The sequence below is a fragment of the Pseudomonas sp. PDNC002 genome (genome assembly GCF_016919445.1).
GTDB lineage: Bacteria > Pseudomonadota > Gammaproteobacteria > Pseudomonadales > Pseudomonadaceae > Pseudomonas.
The window spans coordinates 6255531-6276220 of sequence record NZ_CP070356.1 but is presented as its reverse complement, the minus strand read 5'-3'; the positions used below and the strand labels follow the sequence as shown (position 1 = coordinate 6276220).

21 protein-coding genes are annotated in these 20690 nt (G+C 65.7%); 9 read left to right on the top strand and 12 right to left on the bottom strand.

All coding sequences use genetic code 11. The features are described from left to right. Window positions 1-55: 55 nt before the first annotated feature. From JVX91_RS28435 to JVX91_RS28425, 3 genes are all read left to right on the top strand, one after another. On the top strand, window positions 56-637 hold the full coding sequence (locus JVX91_RS28435; RefSeq protein WP_205337353.1) for a DJ-1/PfpI family protein: 582 nt from the start codon (window positions 56-58) through the stop codon (window positions 635-637). Between the two features lie 33 nt (window positions 638-670). Then, window positions 671-976, top strand: a complete 306-nt coding sequence (locus tag JVX91_RS28430) for a ribbon-helix-helix domain-containing protein (RefSeq protein WP_205337352.1) — start codon at window positions 671-673, stop codon at window positions 974-976. Between the two features lie 115 nt (window positions 977-1091). After that, window positions 1092-1607 carry a hypothetical protein gene (locus tag JVX91_RS28425; protein WP_205337351.1) on the top strand — a complete coding sequence of 172 codons (516 nt, stop codon included), beginning with the start codon at window positions 1092-1094 and terminating at the stop codon, window positions 1605-1607. A gap of 66 nt (window positions 1608-1673) precedes the next feature. Here JVX91_RS28425 and JVX91_RS28420 read toward each other — a convergent pair whose 3' ends face one another. After that, window positions 1674-3197 carry a fumarate hydratase gene (locus JVX91_RS28420; protein WP_205337350.1) on the bottom strand — a complete coding sequence of 508 codons (1524 nt, stop codon included), beginning with the start codon at window positions 3195-3197 and terminating at the stop codon, window positions 1674-1676. 261 nt (window positions 3198-3458) lie between these two features. On the opposite strand from JVX91_RS28420, the gene JVX91_RS28415 reads away from it, so the two are divergent. From JVX91_RS28415 to JVX91_RS28405, 3 genes are all read left to right on the top strand, one after another. Beyond that, window positions 3459-4586, top strand: a complete 1128-nt coding sequence (locus JVX91_RS28415) for a GGDEF domain-containing protein (RefSeq protein WP_205337349.1) — start codon at window positions 3459-3461, stop codon at window positions 4584-4586. Beyond that, complete coding sequence (locus JVX91_RS28410; protein WP_205337348.1) at window positions 4579-5517, top strand: iron-sulfur-binding ferredoxin reductase; 939 nt, start codon at window positions 4579-4581, stop codon at window positions 5515-5517. The genes JVX91_RS28415 and JVX91_RS28410 overlap by 8 nt, the downstream gene beginning before the upstream one ends. Window positions 5518-5699: 182 nt before the next feature. Next, window positions 5700-6473, top strand: a complete 774-nt coding sequence (locus JVX91_RS28405; RefSeq protein ID WP_205337347.1) for an enoyl-CoA hydratase-related protein — start codon at window positions 5700-5702, stop codon at window positions 6471-6473. 531 nt (window positions 6474-7004) lie between these two features. Here JVX91_RS28405 and pyk read toward each other — a convergent pair. The 3 genes from pyk to JVX91_RS28390 form a co-directional block, all read right to left on the bottom strand. After that, window positions 7005-8456 carry a pyruvate kinase gene (gene pyk / locus JVX91_RS28400; protein WP_205337346.1) on the bottom strand — a complete coding sequence of 484 codons (1452 nt, stop codon included), beginning with the start codon at window positions 8454-8456 and terminating at the stop codon, window positions 7005-7007. Between the two features lie 93 nt (window positions 8457-8549). Further along, window positions 8550-9458: a universal stress protein gene (locus tag JVX91_RS28395; protein ID WP_205337345.1), complete on the bottom strand. Its 909-nt coding sequence runs from the start codon at window positions 9456-9458 to the stop codon at window positions 8550-8552. 90 nt (window positions 9459-9548) lie between these two features. Further along, window positions 9549-10361, bottom strand: a complete 813-nt coding sequence (locus tag JVX91_RS28390) for a tetratricopeptide repeat protein (RefSeq protein WP_205337344.1) — start codon at window positions 10359-10361, stop codon at window positions 9549-9551. Between the two features lie 99 nt (window positions 10362-10460). On the opposite strand from JVX91_RS28390, the gene JVX91_RS28385 reads away from it, so the two are divergent. From JVX91_RS28385 to JVX91_RS28375, 3 genes are all read left to right on the top strand, one after another. Next, entirely contained in the window at window positions 10461-10829 is a 369-nt protein-coding gene (locus JVX91_RS28385; protein WP_205337343.1) for a hypothetical protein, read from the top strand. Window positions 10830-10904: 75 nt separating this feature from the next. Then, window positions 10905-11327 (top strand): DUF4124 domain-containing protein, encoded by a 423-nt coding sequence (locus JVX91_RS28380; protein WP_205337342.1) that lies wholly within the window; start codon window positions 10905-10907, stop codon window positions 11325-11327. A 60-nt stretch (window positions 11328-11387) separates the two neighbouring features. Further along, a complete protein-coding gene (locus JVX91_RS28375; protein WP_205337341.1) occupies window positions 11388-11747 on the top strand; it encodes a PilZ domain-containing protein in 360 nt (119 codons plus the stop codon). Between the two features lie 126 nt (window positions 11748-11873). On the opposite strand, the gene JVX91_RS28370 is transcribed toward JVX91_RS28375, so the two are convergent. The 8 genes from JVX91_RS28370 to JVX91_RS28335 form a co-directional block, all read right to left on the bottom strand. After that, window positions 11874-13202 carry a DUF58 domain-containing protein gene (locus tag JVX91_RS28370; RefSeq protein ID WP_205337340.1) on the bottom strand — a complete coding sequence of 443 codons (1329 nt, stop codon included), beginning with the start codon at window positions 13200-13202 and terminating at the stop codon, window positions 11874-11876. Beyond that, window positions 13199-14215 carry a MoxR family ATPase gene (locus tag JVX91_RS28365; RefSeq protein ID WP_205337339.1) on the bottom strand — a complete coding sequence of 339 codons (1017 nt, stop codon included), beginning with the start codon at window positions 14213-14215 and terminating at the stop codon, window positions 13199-13201. Before JVX91_RS28365 ends, JVX91_RS28370 begins: the two co-directional genes overlap by 4 nt. Further along, window positions 14212-15492 (bottom strand): DUF4350 domain-containing protein, encoded by a 1281-nt coding sequence (locus JVX91_RS28360; protein WP_205337338.1) that lies wholly within the window; start codon window positions 15490-15492, stop codon window positions 14212-14214. The genes JVX91_RS28365 and JVX91_RS28360 overlap by 4 nt, the downstream gene beginning before the upstream one ends. Next, a complete protein-coding gene (locus JVX91_RS28355; RefSeq protein WP_205337337.1) occupies window positions 15489-17069 on the bottom strand; it encodes a DUF4129 domain-containing protein in 1581 nt (526 codons plus the stop codon). Before JVX91_RS28355 ends, JVX91_RS28360 begins: the two co-directional genes overlap by 4 nt. Next, on the bottom strand, window positions 17056-18042 hold the full coding sequence (locus JVX91_RS28350; protein WP_205337336.1) for a stage II sporulation protein M: 987 nt from the start codon (window positions 18040-18042) through the stop codon (window positions 17056-17058). Before JVX91_RS28350 ends, JVX91_RS28355 begins: the two co-directional genes overlap by 14 nt. Beyond that, a complete protein-coding gene (locus tag JVX91_RS28345; RefSeq protein WP_205340126.1) occupies window positions 18039-18710 on the bottom strand; it encodes an RDD family protein in 672 nt (223 codons plus the stop codon). The genes JVX91_RS28350 and JVX91_RS28345 overlap by 4 nt, the downstream gene beginning before the upstream one ends. Window positions 18711-18846: 136 nt before the next feature. Then, window positions 18847-19614 (bottom strand): hypothetical protein, encoded by a 768-nt coding sequence (locus JVX91_RS28340; RefSeq protein ID WP_205337335.1) that lies wholly within the window; start codon window positions 19612-19614, stop codon window positions 18847-18849. A gap of 149 nt (window positions 19615-19763) precedes the next feature. Continuing rightward, on the bottom strand, window positions 19764-20579 hold the full coding sequence (locus JVX91_RS28335; protein ID WP_205337334.1) for a hypothetical protein: 816 nt from the start codon (window positions 20577-20579) through the stop codon (window positions 19764-19766). Between the last annotated feature and the right edge of the window lie 111 nt (window positions 20580-20690).

The following is a 20690-nucleotide window of genomic DNA, read 5'->3' as shown; positions in this document are numbered from 1 at the left end:
AGCTCTCCCGCATGCCCGGCCGCCACGGTCGGGCCCTGCCGGGAGGATGCCCCAGATGGCCGCGAAGAAGATCCTGATGCTGGTCGGCGATTACGCCGAAGATTACGAAACCATGGTGCCGTTCCAGGCATTGTTGATGGTCGGGCACACCGTCCATGCCGTCTGTCCGGACAAGAAGGCCGGCCAGAGCATCCGCACCGCGATCCACGATTTCGAGGGCGACCAGACCTACAGCGAGAAGCCCGGTCACAACTTCGCGCTGAACGCCACCTTCGCCGATGTGCGCGCCGAAGACTACGACGCGCTGCTGATCCCCGGCGGACGTGCCCCGGAATACCTGCGCCTGAACGCCAAGGTGATCGAGCTGGTGAAAGCCTTCGACGCTGCGAAGAAGCCCATCGCCGCCGTCTGCCACGGCGCCCAGCTGCTGGCCGCTGCCGGCGTGCTCAAGGGCCGCGCATGCAGCGCCTACCCGGCTTGCGGTCCGGAAGTGACGCTGGCTGGTGGCGAGTATGTGGACATCCCGGTGGATGCCGCCCATGTCGATGGCAACCTGGTCACCGCTCCGGCCTGGCCGGCGCACCCAGCCTGGCTGGCGAAGTTCCTCGACGTGCTGGGCACCAAGATCAGCCTGTAAACTGGCCCCTCATCGAAGCTGGAGAAGCCGTCCATGTGCGAACTCTATGTAAAGGCCGACCCGATTCTCTATGAGTCGCGCTCCCGCTCGCTGCGCATCCGTGGCGTGGTCACCACGCTGCGCCTGGAGAACCAGTTCTGGGACATCCTGCGCGAGATCGCCGAAGTGGACGGCATGACCACCAACCAGCTGATCACCAAGCTCTACGACGAGGTGATGGACTACCGCGGGGAGGTGGTGAACTTCGCTTCCTTCCTGCGGGTGAGCTGCACGCGCTTCCTGGCCCAGCGCCGCGACAACGTCGTGGAACTGAGCCGGGTACCGCACACAGTGCCCTGACTCAGTCCTCGCCTACGCGTTTACGGGAAAACTCCGTCAACCATTGCCAGCGGGTCTTTCTAGACTGCGGGCAGTCGTGCCCAAGGCACATACCGTGGTTCTCCAGGAGTTTCCCATGTACACACCTTCCCTGCGCTCCCTGCTCGCGCGCTCCGTCGTTGCCGGCCTGCTGGCCTGTGCCGTCAGCGGCGTCGCGTTGGCCGACCCGTCGCTGGCCGAGCGCCGCGCCATCACCGCCTATGAGCAGGGCATCTACGCCAGCCAGTTGAAGGAGATCCAGGCCGCCGCCGGCTTCGCCGTGCCGGTCGAGGTGAACTGGAACAGCATCGCGCTGCCGGACCAGGCGGATGCCTACGCCAGTGATGACTTCTGGACCAATGTTTACTTCGTTCCGCTGAAGCAGGCGCTGGCTTCCGTCGCCGCCGACGACATGGGCAAGCAGGCACTGAAGGAAAAACTGAAGAAGATAACCGTGCGCTATGACGAGGCATCGGCCCCCGCCAGCGATTACGCCGCCGGTATCGAGTTCAAGGGCGGCACGCTCGCCCTGAACTTCAAGCCGTACTCCAACAGCACCGACATCGAGGCCCGCGCCAAGGCGATCCAGTCGGCGCTGGAAGCGGCGCTCTGAATTTTCCGCGCGCATGAAAAAGCCCGGCACATGGCCGGGCTTTTTCATGGTGCGGTCATGCAGTGATTACTGCACTTCCACCGCCAGGTTCTCGGCGATCTTCTTCTGCCAGATGGCCGGGCCGGTGATGTGCACCGACTCGCCATTGGTGTCGACCGCGACAGTCACTGGCATGTCCTTCACGTCGAACTCGTAGATCGCTTCCATGCCCAGTTCGGCGAAGGCCAGGACCTTGGACTTCTTGATCGCCTGGGCGACCAGGTAGGCGGCGCCGCCCACGGCCATCAGGTAGACGGCCTTGTTGTCCTTGATCGCTTCGATGGCGATGGGGCCGCGCTCGGACTTGCCGATCATGCCCAGCAGGCCGGTTTGCTCGAGGATCTGGCGGGTGAACTTGTCCATGCGGGTCGCGGTGGTCGGGCCAGCCGGGCCAACCACTTCGTCACCGACCGGATCAACCGGGCCGACGTAGTAGATGAAGCGGCCTTTCAGGTCCACCGGCAGCTCTTCGCCCTTGTTCAGCATGTCGACCATGCGCTTGTGCGCAGCGTCGCGGCCGGTGAGCATCTTGCCGTTGAGCAGGATGGTCTCGCCCGGCTTCCAGCTCTGCACTTCTTCCGGGGTGATGCTGTCGAGGTTGACGCGGCGCGCGGACGGGCCGGCTTCCCAGACGATTTCCGGGTAGGCGTCCAGCGACGGCGCTTCCAGTTCGGCCGGGCCGGAGCCGTCGAGCACGAAGTGCGCGTGGCGGGTGGCGGCACAGTTGGGGATCATGCAGACCGGCAGCGAGGCGGCGTGGGTCGGGTAGTCCATGATCTTCACGTCGAGCACGGTGGTCAGGCCGCCCAGGCCCTGGGCACCGATGCCCAGTTGGTTGACCTTCTCGAACAGTTCGAGGCGCATTTCCTCGATCTTGTTCTGCGGGCCGCGGGCCTTCAGCTCGTGGATGTCGATCTCGTCCATCAGGACTTCCTTCGCCATCACCGCGGCCTTCTCGGCGGTACCGCCGATGCCGATGCCGAGCATGCCCGGCGGGCACCAGCCGGCGCCCATGGTCGGAACGGTCTTCAGCACCCAGTCGACGATGGAGTCGGACGGGTTGAGCATGGCCATCTTCGACTTGTTCTCGGAGCCGCCGCCCTTGGCCGCGACGTCCACTTCCACGGTGTTGCCCGGGACGATGGAGTAGTGGATCACCGCCGGGGTGTTGTCCTTGGTGTTCTTACGCGCGCCGGCCGGGTCGGCCAGGATGGAGGCGCGCAGGACGTTCTCCGGCAGGTTGTAGGCGCGACGCACGCCTTCGTTGATCATGTCGTCGACGCTCATGGTGGCGCCGGCCCAGCTCACGTCCATGCCGACGCGGACGAACACGGTGACGATACCGGTGTCCTGGCAGATCGGGCGGTGACCGGTGGCGCACATGCGCGAGTTGATCAGGATCTGCGCCATCGAGTCCCGGGCGGCCGGCGATTCTTCGCGCAGGTAGGCCTCATGCATGGCCTGGATGAAATCAACCGGGTGGTAGTAGGAGATGAACTGCAGGGCATCGGCGACGCTCTGGATCAGGTCGTCTTGCTTGATCACGGCCATGGAGCACGGTCCTCTTCAGGCGGGTAGTACAGGCATAGGGCCTGTTACATCGGGAATTCGCCGACACGGCTGCGGCGAAAAAAGGCGCCGTAGTATACCGCTGCGGCCGCTCGCCGCGCACCCGCCAGCGATCCGACCTTGGTCCCAGATGGCCCCCGCTCTTTATAAGGAGCCCTCCGGTCGCCCACATTCCGATCGACTAGGCACTGGGGCGCTTTGATAGTAGAGTGAAGGCCAGGTGCCATTACGGGACGGAGCCCCATGAGCACGCTGAAACCACCTCTGAAGCAGCACGCCTTACAAAAACTACTCATCAGGCGATTCGGCATGGCCCTCGGGACCTATGCCCTGGCGCTTCTGCTGCTGTGGTTGGCCGTGTTCGGCGAGTTCTACCGCGCGCCCGTCAGCTTTGCCCTGGCCTGCACACTGCTGGTCGCCGGCAGCCAGCTGGTGTTCGCCTGGCTGTTCCTCACCGGCCGCAACCAGCGCTTCACCGACCCGAGCATGACCGAGCCGCAGGTGCTGGTGGCCGTGGTCTGGCACACCCTGTTCCTGGCCAACGTCGATACCGCGCGCGGCACCTTGATGGTGCTCTACGTGCTGATCCTGCTGTTCGGCGTGTTCCAGTTGCAGCCCAGGGTATTCGCCCGTTGCGCCGCACTGGCCTTCATCGCCTTCGCCGGCCTGAACCTCCACGAAGCCTTCCAGCAACGACTGCAACTGCCCGCCCAGGCCGTGCTGCAACTGCTGGTGCTGTTCATCGTGCTGACCTGGCTGAGCCTGTTCGCCGGCTATGTGCAGTCGCTGCGCCAGCGCATGCGTCAGCGCCGCTACGCATTGCAGGCGCACCAGGACACCCTGCGCGGCATGATGCGCCAGCTCGAAGACCTGGTGGCCACCGACGAGCTCACCGGCCTGTTCAACCGCCGCCACTTCCTGCGCCTGGCCGGCCGCGCGCTGGAGGAAATGCGCGAGGGCCAACGCCACGGCCTGGCGCTGATCGACCTGGATCACTTCAAGCGTATCAACGACGTCCACGGCCACGCCGCCGGCGACCGTGTGCTACAGACCTTCGCCGCCGTGGCGCGGGCTTGCCTGCGCGAGGGCGACGTACTGGCGCGCTACGGCGGCGAGGAATTCGTCCTGCTGCTGCCCAATGCCGATGCCGACCGTCTGACCACCTGCTGCGAACGCCTGCGAATGGCGTACTCGGCGGCGGAGCCGGTGGGCGTGAACATCGAAGTGCTCAGCCTGTCGGCGGGAATGACCCTGCTCGACGCCAATGACGATCTCGACGAGGCCTTGCAACGGGCCGACCAGGCGCTCTACCGTGCGAAACGCAGCGGGCGTAACCGCTGCGATGCCGCATGGGAGTGGACGCGTGCCTGAGATACGGGCCGGAACGCAAAGCTTTTCGGTTAGCCCCGGAGTCAACCTGCTCGATGCCCTGCGCGGGGCCGGTATCACCGTGCCCTACAGCTGCCGCGCCGGCAGCTGCCACGCCTGCCTGGTGCGCTGCACCCACGGCGAAGTTCGCGACGCATTGCCCGATGCCCTGGATGTCGGGCGGCGCGCCGAAGGCTGGCGCCTCTCCTGCCAGTGCCAGGTGATCGAAGACCTGGTGGTGGAAACCTTCGACCCACAGCGCGACGGCCTGCCCGCCAGCGTCGCCGAGCTGGACTGGCCGGCGCCGGATGTCCTGCGCCTGCGCCTGATCCCCCAGCGTCCGCTGCGCTACAGCGCCGGGCAGCACCTGATCCTCTGGAGCACCGAGGGCGTGGCCCGGCCGTATTCCCTGGCCAGCGTGCCGGGGCTCGATCCCTGGCTGGAGTTCCACATCGATTGCCGGCAGCCCGGCGCGTTCAGCGATTTCGCCCGTGGATTGAAAGCCGGCGACAGCCTGCGCCTGGGTGAACTGCGCGGCGGTGCGCTGCACTATGACCCTGAATGGCACGAGCGGCCCTTGCTGCTGATGGCCTCCGGCACCGGCTTGGCGCCACTCTGGGGCGTGCTGCGCGAGGCGCTGCGGCAGCATCACTGCGGGCCGATCCGCGTCATTCACCAGGCCCATGACCACGCCGGGCATTATCTTGCCGAACCCCTGCAATCCCTGGCTGCCAGCCATCCGGAGCTGGACGTCACGCTGATGACCACGGCCGAGTCGGCCGAGGTTTTGGCGCAACTCCGGCTTGTCTCGCGACGAACCCTCGCCTTACTCTGCGGCCATCCCGCCAGCGTCGATGCCTTCGCCCGCCGCCTCTACCTCTGCGGCGTGCCGCGGGGCCAGACGCTGGCCGACCTGTATCTGCCCCACGCCTGAGAGCCAGGTCAACACCTGCTGCGCGTCGGCATAACTGCGTTGGAAACAGGCTGAAATATGCTCATTTACAGGATGTAAACTCCGCTTTTTCAGCCTGCTTCTGCCTTGTTCTGCTCTAGCTCGCGAGGTGTTGAACAGGCTCTGAAACGGTCCTCTCACTTCAATAAGAACAAGGAATTGCCATGAGCGAACAGATTCTCATCGAGCGCGAAGAGGGCCTGCTGACCCTGCGCCTGAACCGCCCGGACAAGATGAACGCGCTGACCCGCACCATGTATGCGGGGCTGGCCGATGCCCTGGAAGCGGCGCAGGAGGATCGTTCGGTGCGCGTGGTGCTGATCACCGGCAACGCCGAGTGCTTCACCAGCGGCAACGACATCGTCGATTTCCTCCAGGAACCACCGAGCGGTCCGGACAGCGCGGTATTCCGCTTCATGCGCGCGCTGATGGAGTTCACCAAGCCCGTAGTCGCAGCCGTTGCAGGCCCGGCCGTGGGTATCGGCACCACGCTGCTGCTGCATTGCGACCAGGTATTCATCGCCAAGGGCGCCAAGCTGAAGATGCCTTTCGTCAACCTGGGCCTGTGCCCGGAATTCGGTTCCAGTTTCCTGGTGCCGCGCCTGGTCGGTCCGGTGAAGGCTTCCAGCCTGTTGCTGCGCGGCGAGGGATTCACCGGCGAGCAGGCGGTGGCTTACGGCATCGCCAACGAAGCGCTGGATGATGGCGCTGCCGCCCTGGAGCGTGCGCGTGAGGTCTGCCAGGCCTTCCAGCAGCTGCCGCCGGCGGCGGTGGCGCTGAGCAAGCGCCTGCTCAAGGCGCCCTTCATCGAGGAGCTGCGTCGCGTGGTAGCGGAGGAAGGCCAGCACTTCGTCCAGCGCCTGCATTCGCCGGAAGCCCACGAAGCACTGAGCGCCTTTACCCAGCGCCGCCAGCCGGATTTCTCGAAGTTCCTGTAAGCGCTGCCTGTCGGCGTACAACCGCGAACGGTTGCACGCCCTACAGGGAACACCAACCGGATCCCCCCGGTGGCGTAGGAGCGGACCGTGTCCGCGATTGGTTGATCCACACGCCAAGGCCAACAACAGAGCGACCGATAAGACATCGCGGACACGGTCCGCTCCTACACAAACCTCACGCCTTGCGTCGGGGCGGGCTATGTCCGCGATAGGTCTGCATCGCCGAGAAAGTTTGCCCACACAATCTGTGGAGCGTGCTGTGGATAAGCTCTGGGGCAACCCGCAGAACCCACGCCGCGTGTGGCCTGCTGGGGATTGAGCGGTATTTGAGCGATGTCGTGCAGGTTGCCCACAGTAGATGTGGAAGGCGTTGTGGATAAGCTCTGATGCAACCGCTGCAAGCCAGGCGCCATAGGCCTTGGCGGGTATTGAGCAGGAATTGAGCAGCACGAGCTTCTTCTCTTTGCAGGTTCTTGCAACGGATATGAAAAGGCCGCCCCGAGGGCGGCCTTTTTTGTTCCGAACGCAGGATCAGACCAGCAGATCACCCACGTGCAGCACCTTCATGGTGTTGGTGCCACCCTGGGCGGTGTAGCTGTCGCCCTTGGTCAGGATCACCCAGTCACCCTTGGTCACCACGCCACGCTGTAGCAGCGCGTCGACGGCTTCCTGGCTGACGCGCTCCGGCGGCAGGGCGGCCGGGTCGAAGGGGATGGTCTCCACGCCACGGAACAGCGCCACGCGGGCCTGGGTTTCGCGGTGCGGGGAGTAGGCGAAGATCGGTACCGAGGAGCGGATGCGCGACATGATCAGCGGGGTGTAGCCGCTTTCGGTCAGGCAGATGATCGCCTTGATGCCCGGGAAGTGGTTGGCGGTGTACATGGCCGCCAGGGCGATGCTTTCGTCGCAGCGCTCGAAGGTCTGGCCGATGCGGTGGCTGGACTTCTTGGTGGTCGGGTGCTTCTCGGCGCCGGCGCAGATGCGCGCCATGGCCTTGACCGCTTCCACCGGGTATTCGCCGGCGGCGGATTCGGCGGAGAGCATCACGGCGTCGGTGTAGTCGAGCACGGCGTTGGCCACGTCGGAGACTTCCGCGCGGGTCGGCATCGGGTTGTGGATCATCGACTCCATCATCTGGGTCGCGGTGATCACGGCCTTGTTGTAGCGGCGCGCGTGCAGAATGATTTTCTTCTGGATACCCACCAGCTCGGCATCGCCGATTTCCACGCCGAGGTCGCCACGGGCAACCATCACGGCGTCGCTGGCGCGGATCAGGCCGTCCAGGGCTTCGTCATCGGCCACGGCTTCAGCGCGCTCGATCTTAGCCACCAGCCAGGCGGTGCCGCCGGCTTCGGTGAGCAGGCTGCGGGCGTATTCCATGTCCTTGGCGTCACGCGGGAAGGACACGGCGACGTAGTCCAGGTCCATGCTCGCGGCCAGCTTGATGTCGGCCTTGTCCTTCTCGGTCAGGGCCGGGGCGGTGAGGCCGCCGCCGCGACGGTTGATGCCCTTGTGGTCGGACAGCGGACCGCCGATCAGGACTTCGCAGACCAGTTCGTCTGCTTTCACTTCCTTCACCACCATGACCACGCGGCCGTCGTCCAGCAGCAGTTCGTCGCCGATGCCGCAGTCCTTGACCAGGTCCGGGTAGTCGATGCCCACGACTTGCTGGTTGCCTTCGGTGCGCGGGTGGCTGGTGGAGAAGCGGAAGGTGTCGCCGACCGCCAGCTCGATGCGCTTGTTGGCGAACTTGGCGATGCGGATCTTCGGGCCCTGCAGGTCGCCCAGCAGCGCGACGAAGCGGCCGTGCTTGGCGGCGATGTCGCGCACCAGTTGGGCGCGGGCGCGGTGTTCGTCGGGAGTTCCGTGGGAGAAGTTGAGGCGGGCGACGTCGATCCCGGCGAGGATCAGCTGTTCCAGGACTTCGGGAGAGTTGCTGGCTGGGCCGAGGGTGGCGACGATCTTGGTGCGGCGAAGGGACATGCGGGACTCCTAGGGGAAAGCAGCGGTCAGGCTGCCTCGAGACTGGGGCCGGGGCAGCCAGGGCGCCATCTTACTCTCTTTCAGGTGACTCTTTCAGGTGGCCGGTCTGATCACCAGCAGGTCGCATTCGATTTCCTCGAACACGCGCTCAGCCGTCTGGCCGATCAGCGCGTTGTCGATCTGGCCGCGAGCGACGGCGCCCATCAGCAGCAGGTCGATGTCGTGTTCCTTTACATAGGAAGGGATCACTTCCTCGGCGAAGCCCTGGCCCAGGCTGGCGCGTTCCGGGGCGATTTGCGGGTAGCGCGCCAGCAGGGCGTGGAAGGCATCGCGGTGATGCGCCTCGGTGCGCAGTACGTAGTCGTCGTAATCGGCCAGCAATTCGGCGTTGAACGCCAGGGTGTGCGGCAGCGCCATCCAGGCGTGCAGGTAGCGCGCTTCCAGCTGCAGGCGCTGCTCCAGTTCGCGGGCGACGACGATCAGCCGGTTATCCAGCGTCGCTGTGGCGTCACCGGCATGCAGCGGGTCCAGCGCCGCGCACAGTGTGTTCCCCGCCCATTCGCGGTGCTGCACCAGCCACAGCGGTTGCGGGCAATGGCGAATCAGCTGCCAGTCATTGTTGGTGAGGAATAAGCGCCGGAGCAGGTTGTGGTGGTGGGCGGACTTGAGTACCAGGTCCGGCTGGGATTGCTCGCAGTGCAGGACAACCTGGCGGTGCAGCGGCTTGCCCCAGCGCACTTCGCAGTGCACGTCGAGGCCGGCCTCCTGCAGCGGTGCGGCGAGTTTCTGCAACCAGGCCAGGCGTTCGTCCAGCAGGTTGCGCTGGGCGCCGTCCAGGTCGTTGCGGTCCAGCAGCAGCGCGTTGTCCAGCGCCGGGTTGAATTCGCAGGCCAGCAGTTCCAGGCGCGCGCCGCAGCGCTGGGCGATCCAGCGGGCGCGGGTGAGGGCGGGCTGGTCCTCGCGGGTGGGGTCGATGACGACGAGCAGGTGCTGCAGGTTCATGGCGGAGTCCTCGCGCGGTCTGCGCTCATTGCAGAGCAAGCGTAGACACTGCCGCTTGACTTGGGTCAGCGGCAGGCGCGAGAACGCGGCTCAGCTGCGCGGCGAGGTCTGGTTCAGCGCGCGGTCGAGGTGGCGCGCACCCTTGTCGGCCAGTTCGCCATTGGGGAACTCGGCGAGCTGGCGGCGCAGGTAGGCGATGGCCTTTTCGCGGTCGGGATGCGGATTGTCCTGCGCCATGTACATCAGGCCCAGCTGGTACAGCGCCTTCTCGCGGATATCCGGTGGAATGGCCGGGTCGTTGGCGCCCAGCAGGTACAGCTGCGCGGCCTCGTCGACACGATCCTTGAGCACGGCGCGGCGCGACAGCAGGGTCATGTCCGGATCGAGGGTCGGCTTGTTCAGGTCCAGGTTGTACTGCGGCTGCCAGTCGGCGAGCAGCTGTTTCGCGGTCTTCTGTACCGGCTCCTTGGCGCGCTGGCGGATGATCAGCTCGCGGGCATCGGCATGTTCGGCGGCCTTGGTGCCGGGGAATTCGCGGTCGATGCGCTGGAAGTAGTCCATCGCCTTCTGGTCGTCGCGCTGGTCGTTGTAGCGGCTCATGTAGATCAGGCCGATCTGGTACAGCGCGATGGCGCGCACTTCCGGACCGTAGCGGGTGTTGTCGTAGCCGGTGAGGTAGAGCTTCTCGGCATCGCTGCTCTTGCCGTCACGGATGGCCTGGGCGCTGTAGGTCAGCAGGTCGCCTTCCTCTTCCACCGCGGCGGTCATGCGCTTGTTCTTGAGTTGTTTGTACTCGGCGACCTCCCCGGTGGTGATCTGCGCGACGAACAGCGGTGTGGTAGGAGCGCAGGCGGCGAGCCAGGGCAGCAGCATGACGAGGGGCAGGGCATGGACGAAACGCATGGCAACTCCTTTGCGCCAGGGCGAAGTCCACGTGAGTCTAGTGGCGGGCTACAGTACGGCCAAGACGGGCCGATACACTTCCCAACGGAGGATATGCCCATGCGAACCCTTTTCCTCGCGCTGCTGGCGCTGAGTGTTACCGGCTGCACCAGCTGGTCGATGAACTATCACCTGAACAACGCCTACCGCGCGTACAAGAGCGGCGATTGCCAGCGCGTGCAGCTGGAACTCTCGGAAACCGAGCGCAAGGCCCGCGCGCGGCCGTGGATCCAGCCGGAAATCTCCATGCTGCGCGGGCAGTGCCTGGAGCGCGAGAAGTTCTACGTCGATGCCGCGCAGACCTACCAGTTCATCATCGCCCGCTACCCCACCAGCGAGTATGCTTACCGGGCCAAGGCGCGGCTCGAAACGTTGCGCCTGAATGGCCGGCTGCCCGGCGATTCGCGCGCCTATCCGGCCACTCCGTGACCGCCGGTCGGTGGCGAGCTTGAGCCGGGCCGATAGCTGGCTAGTCTCTTGATTGACCTTACGGAGGAGGTTCGAATGCGTGCCCTGTGGCTCTGCGCCTGGTGTTTCCCGTTGCTCGCGTCAGCGGATATCTACCGCTGGACTGACGCCCAGGGAAAGGTGCACTTCAGTGAAACGCCACCGCCAGGGGCGCAACGCGTCGAGGTGAAACCGCAGGTCGTCGAGCGCGATGCAGCGACCCGCGAGCGGGAAGATCGCACCCGACGCTTCTACGACGCGCGCCGTGATGAAAGCGCCGCCGCTCAGAGCCGCGCGGCGCAGCAGCAGGCCAAGCTGGATCAGCAATGCGGCGAATGGCGCCACGAGCTGGATTCGATCAGCAAGGGCGGTCGCTACTTCTCGAAGGACAACACAGGCGAAAGGACTTACTACAGCGATGCACAGATCGACGCCGCTCGTCAGGCGCTCAGCGCTCGGCTGGCGGAAGGTTGTCGTTAGGACTGGCCCCCGGTGGGCAGCATCGTCATACTGGACGATATCTCATAGCGAAACGCCATTATGCGTCATCAACGACATATCGAGCGCCATCAGCTGCCTTACTACCTGAAGGTGTTCAACAGCATCACCGACAAACCGATGGGCTACCTGGGCAACGTGTCGCTGGATGGACTGTTGCTGATCAGCCAGTTGCCCATGCTGGTGGGTGGCCGCTTCGAAATGCGCCTGAAGATTCCCGGTCACGACGGCAAGCTGCAACTGATCGAATTCACCGCGACCTGCCAGTGGTGCCGGGAAGACGTCAATCCGGGCAACTACGACTCGGGCTTCAGCCTCTCGGCGCCGCCGATGGAGTACGTCGAGCTGGTCGATGCGCTGCGCCGTTATTTCAGTTTTCGCCGGCAGGTGGAGTCGGTCTGAAGCGCAGGACGCGCTGACCGACCTGTACGGTTGAGCAGGACAGGATTCCCGGCCGCAACCCTCGTAGGGCGCATGACCGTTTCCGGCCATGCGCCGCCGCATTCAGCTTTTTCCCCGCCTTCCTGATCACAACGCGCCGGCCTTCTTCCAGCCCAGGTAGCGGCTGATCAGTTCAGGCCCCAGCTGGCTTGGGCGGGTGTCGAGCACCGGCACGCCATGGGCGGCCAGTTTCTCGTGGAGGCCGGCACGGGCGTTGAGGTAATCCACCGCGCCGCAGTACGCCAGCGCTTCTTCGAAACCCTCCACCGGCGCCTGGCGCAGGCGGTCCAGCACTTCCTCGCGCAGGCTGGCGACCAGCACGCGGTGCTGGCGTCCGAGGCGTTTTACCGCCGCTACCAGTTCCTCGTCGTCCTCGTCGCGCAGGTTGGTGACGATCACCACCAGTGCGCGGCGGCGCTGGCGCGTCAGCACGGCTTGCACCGCGGAGGGGTAGTCGGCCGGGCGCTGGCTGCTGCGCAGGTCATAGACACTGTTGAGCAGGGCGCTGAGCTGGGCGCTGCCCTTGGCCGGCGGCAGGTGGCGCGGCTGTTCGCCGGCGAAGGTCATCAGGCCCACCGCGTCGCCCTGGCGCAGGGCGACGTAGGCCAGCAACAGGCTGGCGTTGAGCGCGTGGTCGAAGTGCGAGAGGTCGCCATCGTGGCTACGCATGCGCCGGCCGCAGTCGAGCAGGAAGAGAATCTGCTGGTCGCGCTCGTCCTGGTACTCGCGGGCGATCGGTGTGCGCTTGCGCGCGGTGGCCTTCCAGTCGATCTGCCGCAGGGTGTCGCCATCGCGGAACTCGCGCAGCTGGTGGAAATCCAGGCCGAGGCCACGACGCTGCCCGGCGCGTACGCCGATGCGGTTGAGCCAGTGATCGACAGCCATCAGCTCGGCCCCGTAGATGCGCGCGAAGTCGGGGTAGACACGGGTCTCGTCGCGCTGCTCCAGGTAGCGCCGGCCCTTCCACAGGCGCAGCGGGCTGGACAGTTCGATCTCGCAGCGTTCGAAGACGAAATGCCCGCGCGACAGCGGACGCACGCGGTAGCCCAGTTCAGTCTGTTCGCCCGGATGCAGCTCCACGACTTGCGGCAGGTACTCGAATTCCATGCCGGCGGGCAGGTGGTCGAACACCGTGATGCGTTGTGGTTGGGCGTAGCGGTGATGCAGGTGCAGGCGCACTTCGCTCCAGCGGCCGAGCGGCAGGTTGCCACTCAACTGGCGTTGCAGGCTGGGCGAGGGGATGCGCCGCAGCCACAGCGCGTCGGCCAGCGCCAGCAGGACTAGCGCGCACAGCGCACCCCACCAGAGGCGCCCGAGCAGAGCCGGGGCTGAGTCCAGGGCCGCGGCCGCGCCCAGGGCAATCGAGATCGCCAGCAGGACGCCGAGCAGCGCGAGGAGCGCGCGCGATGGCTTCATACGCGCGGCGCCGGTACCTGGTCGAGCAACTGTTGCAGCACCTGATCCACCGACAGGCCTTCGATTTCCAGTTCCGGTGACAGTCGCACGCGGTGGCGCAGCACGGCGAGGGCGCTGCCCTTCACGTCGTCAGGGATCACGAAGTCGCCGCTGCGCAGCAGGGCGCGGGCGCGGGCGCAACGCACCAGCGCGATGGACGCGCGAGGGCCGGCACCGAGCGCCAGGCCCGGCCAGTTGCGCGTGGTGCGAGCGATGCGCACCGCGTAGTCGAGTACCTGGTCGTCGATGGGCAGTTCGGCGGCGATCTTCTGCAGCGCCAGCACGTCCTTGTCCTTGAGCAGTGCGCGCATCGGCGCAACGTCGAGCATGTCGCTGCGGGCGGAGCGGGTGACCTGGCGCACCAGGGTCTGCTCCTCGGCTTCCAGCGGATAGTCGATGCGCAGTTTGAGCATGAAGCGGTCGAGCTCGGCTTCCGGCAGCGGGTAGGTGCCTTCCTGTTCGATGGGGTTCTGGGTCGCCAGCACCATGAACGGTTGCGGCACCGGCAGGGCGCGGCCCTCGAGCGTCACCTGGCGTTCCTGCATCACTTCCAGCAGGGCCGCCTGGGTCTTGGCCGGTGCGCGGTTGATTTCATCCGCCAGCAGCAGGTGGGTGAACACCGGACCCTTGCGCAGCTTGAACTGTTCGGTGGCCAGGTCGTACACGGCGTGGCCGGTGACGTCGCTGGGCATCAGGTCGGGAGTGAACTGGATGCGCGCGAAGCCGCCATCGAAGCAGCGAGCGAGGGCGCGTACCAGCAACGTCTTGCCCAGTCCGGGAACGCCTTCGATGAGCACATGGCCGCCCGCGAGCAGCGCGGTGAGCACGTCATCGATCACGGCCTGCTGGCCGATCAGGGCCTTCTGCAGTTCGTGGCGCAACGCCTGGGCCAGCTGGCTGGCGCGCTGGCGCTGGGCGGCCGGGTTGGGCGTGGAATTGGCGGTGTTCGAAGGTTCCGGCGTCTGTTCGCTCATAGGGCATTCCTGAGGCTTTGCAGGTGGGCGACCTGGCGGGTGAATTCGGCAACGGCCATGCGCTGTTGTGGATAAGGGCGCATGGCCTGGCTGATGGCGCTGGTGGGCATGCGGGTCATGCGGCCGAGGACTTGCCATTGTTCGGCGACCGGCAGGCGGTCGAAGCCGGGCTGGCGTTGGCGTGCCCGGCGCATCACGTCGCGTTGCAGCCCTTGCAGCAGGGCAAGTTGGCCGCGATGGCGGAGGATGAAGTCGGCGCCGGCGCGCAGGTGTTCTTCCAGTTGTCGGCGGCTACGATCGGGGTTGGGTTGCAGCGGCCCCTGGCGCAGTCCATTGCGCCACAGAACCAGCGCCAGCAGCAGAAGGCCAGCGGCCAGGGCCTGGGGGAAATAGCGGGCCAGCAGGGTGAACAGGCTGGCGCCGTCGGCACGGTAGACCAGGGTGACGGCGCTGTCCTGGGTCAGGTACCAGAGCAGCCAGGCATTGTCGTAGGCGTCGAGCTGGCCGTTCTGCCAGATCCAGTTGTCGGTCAGTACGGTGACCAACCCCTGGCCCTGTTGCAGTTGCAGCAGGTGGGTGGCGTCGCCGCTGTTGGCCCAGGCGTAGGCCAGGTTCTTCGAGTCGAACAGGTGGTAGTCGGTATCGAAGTCGATGTAGGCCGGCGCCTTTTCGTTCTCCAGATAGAGCTTGGTGAGGTTCGGGTAGGGCTCTTCCTCGTCGACGGTGGCGTCGGCGGCTGCGGAGGCCTGGTCCGGGTGGTGCTGTTCCACTTCCGGCTTGGCGGTGTCTTCGTCGTCCTGGCTGTCATCACCCTGGCTGTCAGCGTCCGCGGGTTTCGCGTCTTCTTCTTCCTTGAGGTCGGAGGTGAGGAATTGCTGCACGCCCAGCTCGTCGAGCAACAGGTCGCCGCTCTTGCCTTCGTCCTTGTCCCAGAGCCGTTCGGCGGTGACGATCAGATGGCCGCCACGGTTGGTCCAGTCGAGCAGGCGGCGGGTCTGGGTGGGGGTGAGGTTTTCGCGGCTGCCGAGCAGGATCAGCGTCTGTCCCGCGCCGGGCAGTTGGTCGAGCACTTCGACGCCGTTGGCGGTGGACACGCGCAAACCGCGTCCGCGCAGGTACATCTCGGCGGCGAGATAGGGATTGGCGCGCGCCTCGGGCGACGGGCCGTGATCGACGGTCTCGGTATAGGGTTCGAGGTTCTTGTACAGGTAGTACCCCAGGGCACCCAGCACCAGCAGGGTGAGCGCCGCCAGGAAGGCGATGTGACTGCGCTTCATGCCCGCACCTCGTTGCCGAACAGGCTGCGCCATTCGCCACACAGCTGCTGCTTGAGGCCTTCCTGGGGTGGTCGATGGCCGTAGGCGAGAGCCTGCCACTGGCGGGTCAGGACCTGGGCAAAGCTGTCCAGCGACGGATCGTCGAGATCGGCTACGCGCGCCAGGACTTCTCCTTCGGTAGTGGATTCGCGCAGCGGCACGCGGAAGTCGTGCAGCAAGCGGCTGAGCAGGGCGCGGTAGAGCAGGCCGAGGGCGGCGCGCGGTTGCTCATCCCATAGGCGCTCGGCTTCGCTGGCGACGTCGCTGGGCAGGGACTCCGGTGCGAGTTCCAGGCCGAAGAGCACGGCGGGGGCTTCGCGCTTCGCCTTCTGCGGCAGGCCGACTCGCCCGACGAACAGCCGCAGCCATTCACGATAACGCCAGACCAGCAGGGCGATGGCGGCGAACAGCAGGCTCCAGAGCAGGATCTCGATGCCTTGGGCGGCGGATTTGAAGACGCTCCAGTTATCCAGGGCATCGAAGAAGTTCTTCAGACGTTTCTCGTCGTCCTTGCTGGGCTGCTTGTCTTCCTTCTCGTCCCCCAGCCGCCAGCCGGTGACCTTCTCGCTATTCCTGAACGGCGGAGCGCCGAGGATCTTCTCGGCGGCCTGCCGCGAATCCTCGCTGTTGAGTTTTTGCTGCGTCAGCCGCGCACCTTGCGGGCCGTCGGGATTCTGGTCCGGCAGCGGGCACGACTGGCTGGCGCCGCCGCTGGCGGCGAGCGCGTCATTGCTCGGCAGCAGGGCGAAGGCGCCGGCCAGCACCAGCAGCAGGGCATAGGCGCTACCGATCAGGCGCTGGCGCAGGCGGCGGAACACCAGTTCGATGTCCCAGGCTTCCAGTTCGGTGCGCCGGTTCAGGTAAAGGGTGAAGCCGCAGGCGACGTACACCGGCTCCCAGACGATCAGCAGCAACGCGTAGATCAGGTTGCTCACGTGCTCAAGCCAGGCCCAGTCACTCTGCGCGGCGCTGATCAGTGACTTCCATTCCCAGTCTTCCACCCATTGTTGCGGCAGCATCAGGTACATCAGGACGGTCAGGCCCAGCCAGAGCGCCAGTTCGAAATGCATGCCGATGACGGTCAGCCAGGTGGCGCCGCCGGCGTTACGCTGGCCCAGGACCACCAGGCGCTGGCTGCGGGCCTGGCCCTTGAGACCTTCCAGCTGCATGACGGGCAGGTCGAAACTGCGCGTCGGGCTGAGCCTGCGCCACAGCAGGCTCGCCAGCAATTGTGGCTTGAGCAGGCCGGGGAAGGCCCGCAGCGCCTGCCTGAGCGTTGGCGCCTCACCGAACAGCGCGCGGGAAAGGATGTACAGCGGCAGGCGTTCGAAGACTGGCTTGAGCCACCAGAACAGCAGGATCGCCCAGCTGGAGTGGTTCCACAGCAGCACCGAGAGCAGCACGAACACCGGCAGGGTGACGATCGCCCAACTGGCCATCAGCACGCCGGCGTGGCGCCGTGCGAGGAGGATGCCGAGGTCCAGCGCTTCCCAGGCGCTGCGCGGGCGGATGGCGACGCTGGCGTCAGTCAGGCGCATGGCGTTTCCGTCCGGCGAAGAGGAAGTAGCAGGCGACCAGCAGCCACAGGCCGGCGCCAACGATGTATTTCACATTCGCCGAGAACTGTGTGATGGAGGACCAGTATCCTTCGACGAAGGCGGCGATCAGCAGCAGCAGGATCACCCCGCCGATCAGCTGTACCGCCCGTGCCGCGGCCTGGCGCAGGGCTTCGAGGCGACTCAGCCGCCCCGGCGCGAGCAACGCCCAGCCAAGCTTGAGACCGGCGCCGCCGGCGAAGGTGATGGCGGTGAGTTCGAACGCACCGTGGCCGATGACGAACGACCAGAATGTCTCGATGTAGCCGACCTGGGTCAGATGGCCGGCGACCGCGCCGATCACCAGGCCGTTGAACAGCAGGAAGAACAGGCTGCCCACGCAGAAAAGCAGCCCGCTGGCGAAGGTCTGAAAGGCGATGCCGATGTTGTTCATGATGTAGTGGCCGAACATCTGCCAGTCATCGCCGGCGTCGCGTTCGCCCATCGGGCCGAGGCGCGTGGTGTCCGGCGAGTACATGGCCTCCATTTCGGCCACGCGCTCGGGCGCCATCATGCTGTAGACCAGGTCCGGGAAGTGGTAGACCAGCAGGCCCATCAACAGCAGGCTGCCGTAGAACAGCAGGCTGGCCACGGCGATGCAGCGCCACTCTTCGCGAACCAGCCGCGGGAAGCCGGCGACCAGGAAGCCGAGCAGGCGTGTGCCGAGATGGCTGCGGTGGCGATAGAACTGCTGGTGCCCGCGCATGGCGAGTTGCTGCAACTGGTCAATCAAGTGGCTGCTGTAGCCGCGCTCCTGGGCGAGGGCGAGCTGCTGGCAGATCCGCCGGTAGTCGGCGGCGAACTCGTCGGGGCGCTCGCCGGCCTCCTGGCGCTTGCCGCTTTCCAGTTGCTCCAGGCGCTTGGCGAAGCGCTTCCAGTTGCTCTGGTGACGCTGTTCGAAGAAGGCCTGCTTCATGCGTTGCCCATCCCGTTGCCCAGCAGGCCGCTGGCGATGCCGGCCAGCCGCTGCTCGGCGTGCTCGGGTGTCACCCCCAGTGGCTGCGCGAGGATGCCGGCCAGCTCCTGGCGGCGTGCGGCGGACAGCTGTGTGCCGCGCTCGGCGAAGCCCATGAGGGCGCGCTGTTCCTCCAGGCTGAGGGGCCAGGGCGCCAGTTCCGGGGTGGCTTCGGAGACCTGGGGACGGCTCGGCGGCGGGTCGCGGTAGATCACCAGCGTGCCGGCGGCGAGGTCGCCCAGGCGCTTGAACGCGGAATTGGACAGGCAACTGAGCAGGCCCAGGGTATAGGCGAAGGGCAGAATATCGGCGAAGCGCAGCAGGTTGCGCAGCAGCGAAGCGGACCAGCCGATGGGCGTGCCGTCGTCGTGCACCACGCGCAGGCCCATCATCTGCTTGCCCGGCGAGCGACCCTGGTTGAGCACTTCGAAGAGCACCATGTACCACCAGGTCATGATGAAGGTGAGGATCAGTCCGAGGCCCGTCCCCAGTTCGCCGAGGAAGGCGAGCAGCATGAATAGCGCCACCATCAGCAGGGCGCGGATGCCGAGATCGATCAGGTAGGCGAGGGCCCGCGGAACGACGCCGGCGGGACGTAGCAGCAGGTCGATCCCTTCCGGGGTTTCAATGTGAAATCGGGTGTCCAGGACGGAACTGGGGGAGGCTGCTGCGCTCAAGGGAAATCGCTGTCGAAGGCTGGATGCCAGATGCTAGCCAGCGCGGTCCGGCGAGGCAACCGCGCTGGTGTTTATGGACTGACGTGGCTCAGTTGGCCGGAGGCAGCACGCCGAAGATCGTCCGGTACAGCCCGCCGACGGAGATGATCACCAGCGGCAGGGTCCAGACCAGGCCGATACCCAGGGGAATGGCACTCACCATCATGATCAGACCGAGCACGACGAACAGGCCGAAGACCTTGAACCAGTGCTGGGTGATGGCCTTGCGCGAAGTTTCCAGGGCCTGCCAGGGGCTGAGCTTGCGTTCCACAACCAGCGGGATCGCCAGGATGTACGCGATGCTCAGGTAGATGCCCGGCAGCACCAGCAGCAACATGCCGATATAGATCAGGACGGTCATGACCAGGCCGGTGATGAGCAGCGGAACGAACTGGCCGAAGTGGCTGAACATCTCGTTGAAGGAGACGGGTTGGCCGGCGGCGCGGCGGATGCCGAGCATGTTGATGCCGGCCAGGAAGGGGTAGCCCACGGTGCCGGCGAGGATGCCCACGACCATCTGCACGATGGTCGCGCCGATGCCGGGCTCGGTGCCGGAGGCCACGTAGCCCACGCCGAGGATCAGGCCCAGCACGAAGCTGACCGCCTGGACCACCACGATATAGACGAGGAAGCCGGCGACGATCAGGCCCTTGGTGCCGCTGACGCGTGCCCAGGCATCCTTGATCAGAGCCTCGATGGAGAAGTCATAACCGCGGGACAGGGCTTCCTCGATGCTCGGCACGTTGCCGCTGGCGATGGGGTCCTGCAGGGAACTGCTGGGGGTTGCAAAGGGATTGGGAGAAGTGTCGATGCTCATCTACGTGCTCCAGGGCTGTTCAGGTTGGCGCAGCAGTGTGACGGGGCAGGCTAATGCCGGTTGTCAGGACGTTTCGCAAAACTCTTATGGAAGCTTCCGTGAGGACGCTGGCAATGGAGCGGCGCATGTCGGCCGCTCCCCGCGAGCCTTCAGACGTTTACCGGCAGCACACCGAAGATGGTGCGATACAGCACGCCGATGCAGACAATTACCCACGGTAGCAGCCAGATCAGGGCGATGCCGAAGGTCAGCGTGCTCAGCATGAACAGCACGCCGAACACCAGCAGCAGGCCGAACACCTTGAACCAGTGCTGGGTGATCGCCTTGCGCGAGGCTTCCAGCGCCGCCCAGGGCGACAGACCGCGCTCCACCACCAGCGGTACGGCGAGCAGGTAGGCGATGCTCAGGTAGATGCCGGGCAGCACGAACAGGGCGTAGCCGATGCAGATCAGTACGGTGCTCAGCAGTACGCAGACCACCACCTGGAAGGTACGGCCGAAGTGGCTGAATATCTCGTTGAAGCGGAGTGGCTGGTCGGCCGCGCGGCGAATGCCGAGCATGTTCACGCCGGCCAGCAGCGGATAGCACAGCGCGGTGGCGGCGAAGCTCAGGACCACGGAGCCGATGATGAAGGCCGCGATGGCGCCTAGCGCCATGCCACCGTCGGGCTCGCCGCCGGAGAGCAGGCCGGCGCCCGCCAGGCCGGCTACGCCGACGATGGTCAGGAACAGACTGAGAATGTTGACCAGCGCGAAGATCGCCGCATAGAACACCACGAAGCCGCCAATGATCAGGCCCTTGGTGCCTTTGGTGCGGCGCCAGGACTCGCCCAGCAGGTCGTTGATGCTGAAGTCGTAGCCACGCGCGAGGGCGTCGGCAACAGAGGGGACGGTGGCTTGCGAAGCGCCTGGCTGCAGGTTGCTCAGCGGAGCGCTGTACGGATTCTGCGCAGAAATGTCTTGCATGGTAGGAAGTCCTTTCCAATGGGTGTCCTTGCGAGGTCCATCATATAAGCGATCGCTGGCAAGGTGCCACCGCCCGGTTTTGGAAGTGTGCCGGGCAGCACTGTTAGACTG

Excerpts from the sequence above, each read along its gene's own strand:
- JVX91_RS28375 (WP_205337341.1), top strand. The coding sequence starts at position 11,388 with ATGCGTCATCAACGACATATCGAGCGCCATCAGCTGCCTTACTACCTG.
- JVX91_RS28420 (WP_205337350.1), bottom strand. The coding sequence starts at position 3,197 with ATGGCCGTGATCAAGCAAGACGACCTGATCCAGAGCGTCGCCGATGCC.
- JVX91_RS28365 (WP_205337339.1), bottom strand. The coding sequence starts at position 14,215 with ATGAGCGAACAGACGCCGGAACCTTCGAACACCGCCAATTCCACGCCC.
- JVX91_RS28370 (WP_205337340.1), bottom strand. The coding sequence starts at position 13,202 with ATGAAGCCATCGCGCGCGCTCCTCGCGCTGCTCGGCGTCCTGCTGGCG.
- JVX91_RS28390 (WP_205337344.1), bottom strand. The coding sequence starts at position 10,361 with ATGCGTTTCGTCCATGCCCTGCCCCTCGTCATGCTGCTGCCCTGGCTC.
- JVX91_RS28380 (WP_205337342.1), top strand. The coding sequence starts at position 10,905 with ATGCGTGCCCTGTGGCTCTGCGCCTGGTGTTTCCCGTTGCTCGCGTCA.
- JVX91_RS28385 (WP_205337343.1), top strand. The coding sequence starts at position 10,461 with ATGCGAACCCTTTTCCTCGCGCTGCTGGCGCTGAGTGTTACCGGCTGC.
- JVX91_RS28435 (WP_205337353.1), top strand. The coding sequence starts at position 56 with ATGGCCGCGAAGAAGATCCTGATGCTGGTCGGCGATTACGCCGAAGAT.
- JVX91_RS28350 (WP_205337336.1), bottom strand. The coding sequence starts at position 18,042 with ATGAAGCAGGCCTTCTTCGAACAGCGTCACCAGAGCAACTGGAAGCGC.
- JVX91_RS28425 (WP_205337351.1), top strand. The coding sequence starts at position 1,092 with ATGTACACACCTTCCCTGCGCTCCCTGCTCGCGCGCTCCGTCGTTGCC.
- JVX91_RS28355 (WP_205337337.1), bottom strand. The coding sequence starts at position 17,069 with ATGCGCCTGACTGACGCCAGCGTCGCCATCCGCCCGCGCAGCGCCTGG.
- JVX91_RS28405 (WP_205337347.1), top strand. The coding sequence starts at position 5,700 with ATGAGCGAACAGATTCTCATCGAGCGCGAAGAGGGCCTGCTGACCCTG.
- JVX91_RS28340 (WP_205337335.1), bottom strand. The coding sequence starts at position 19,614 with ATGAGCATCGACACTTCTCCCAATCCCTTTGCAACCCCCAGCAGTTCC.
- JVX91_RS28415 (WP_205337349.1), top strand. The coding sequence starts at position 3,459 with ATGAGCACGCTGAAACCACCTCTGAAGCAGCACGCCTTACAAAAACTA.
- JVX91_RS28430 (WP_205337352.1), top strand. The coding sequence starts at position 671 with ATGTGCGAACTCTATGTAAAGGCCGACCCGATTCTCTATGAGTCGCGC.
- pyk (WP_205337346.1), bottom strand. The coding sequence starts at position 8,456 with ATGTCCCTTCGCCGCACCAAGATCGTCGCCACCCTCGGCCCAGCCAGC.
- JVX91_RS28395 (WP_205337345.1), bottom strand. The coding sequence starts at position 9,458 with ATGAACCTGCAGCACCTGCTCGTCGTCATCGACCCCACCCGCGAGGAC.
- JVX91_RS28335 (WP_205337334.1), bottom strand. The coding sequence starts at position 20,579 with ATGCAAGACATTTCTGCGCAGAATCCGTACAGCGCTCCGCTGAGCAAC.
- JVX91_RS28360 (WP_205337338.1), bottom strand. The coding sequence starts at position 15,492 with ATGAAGCGCAGTCACATCGCCTTCCTGGCGGCGCTCACCCTGCTGGTG.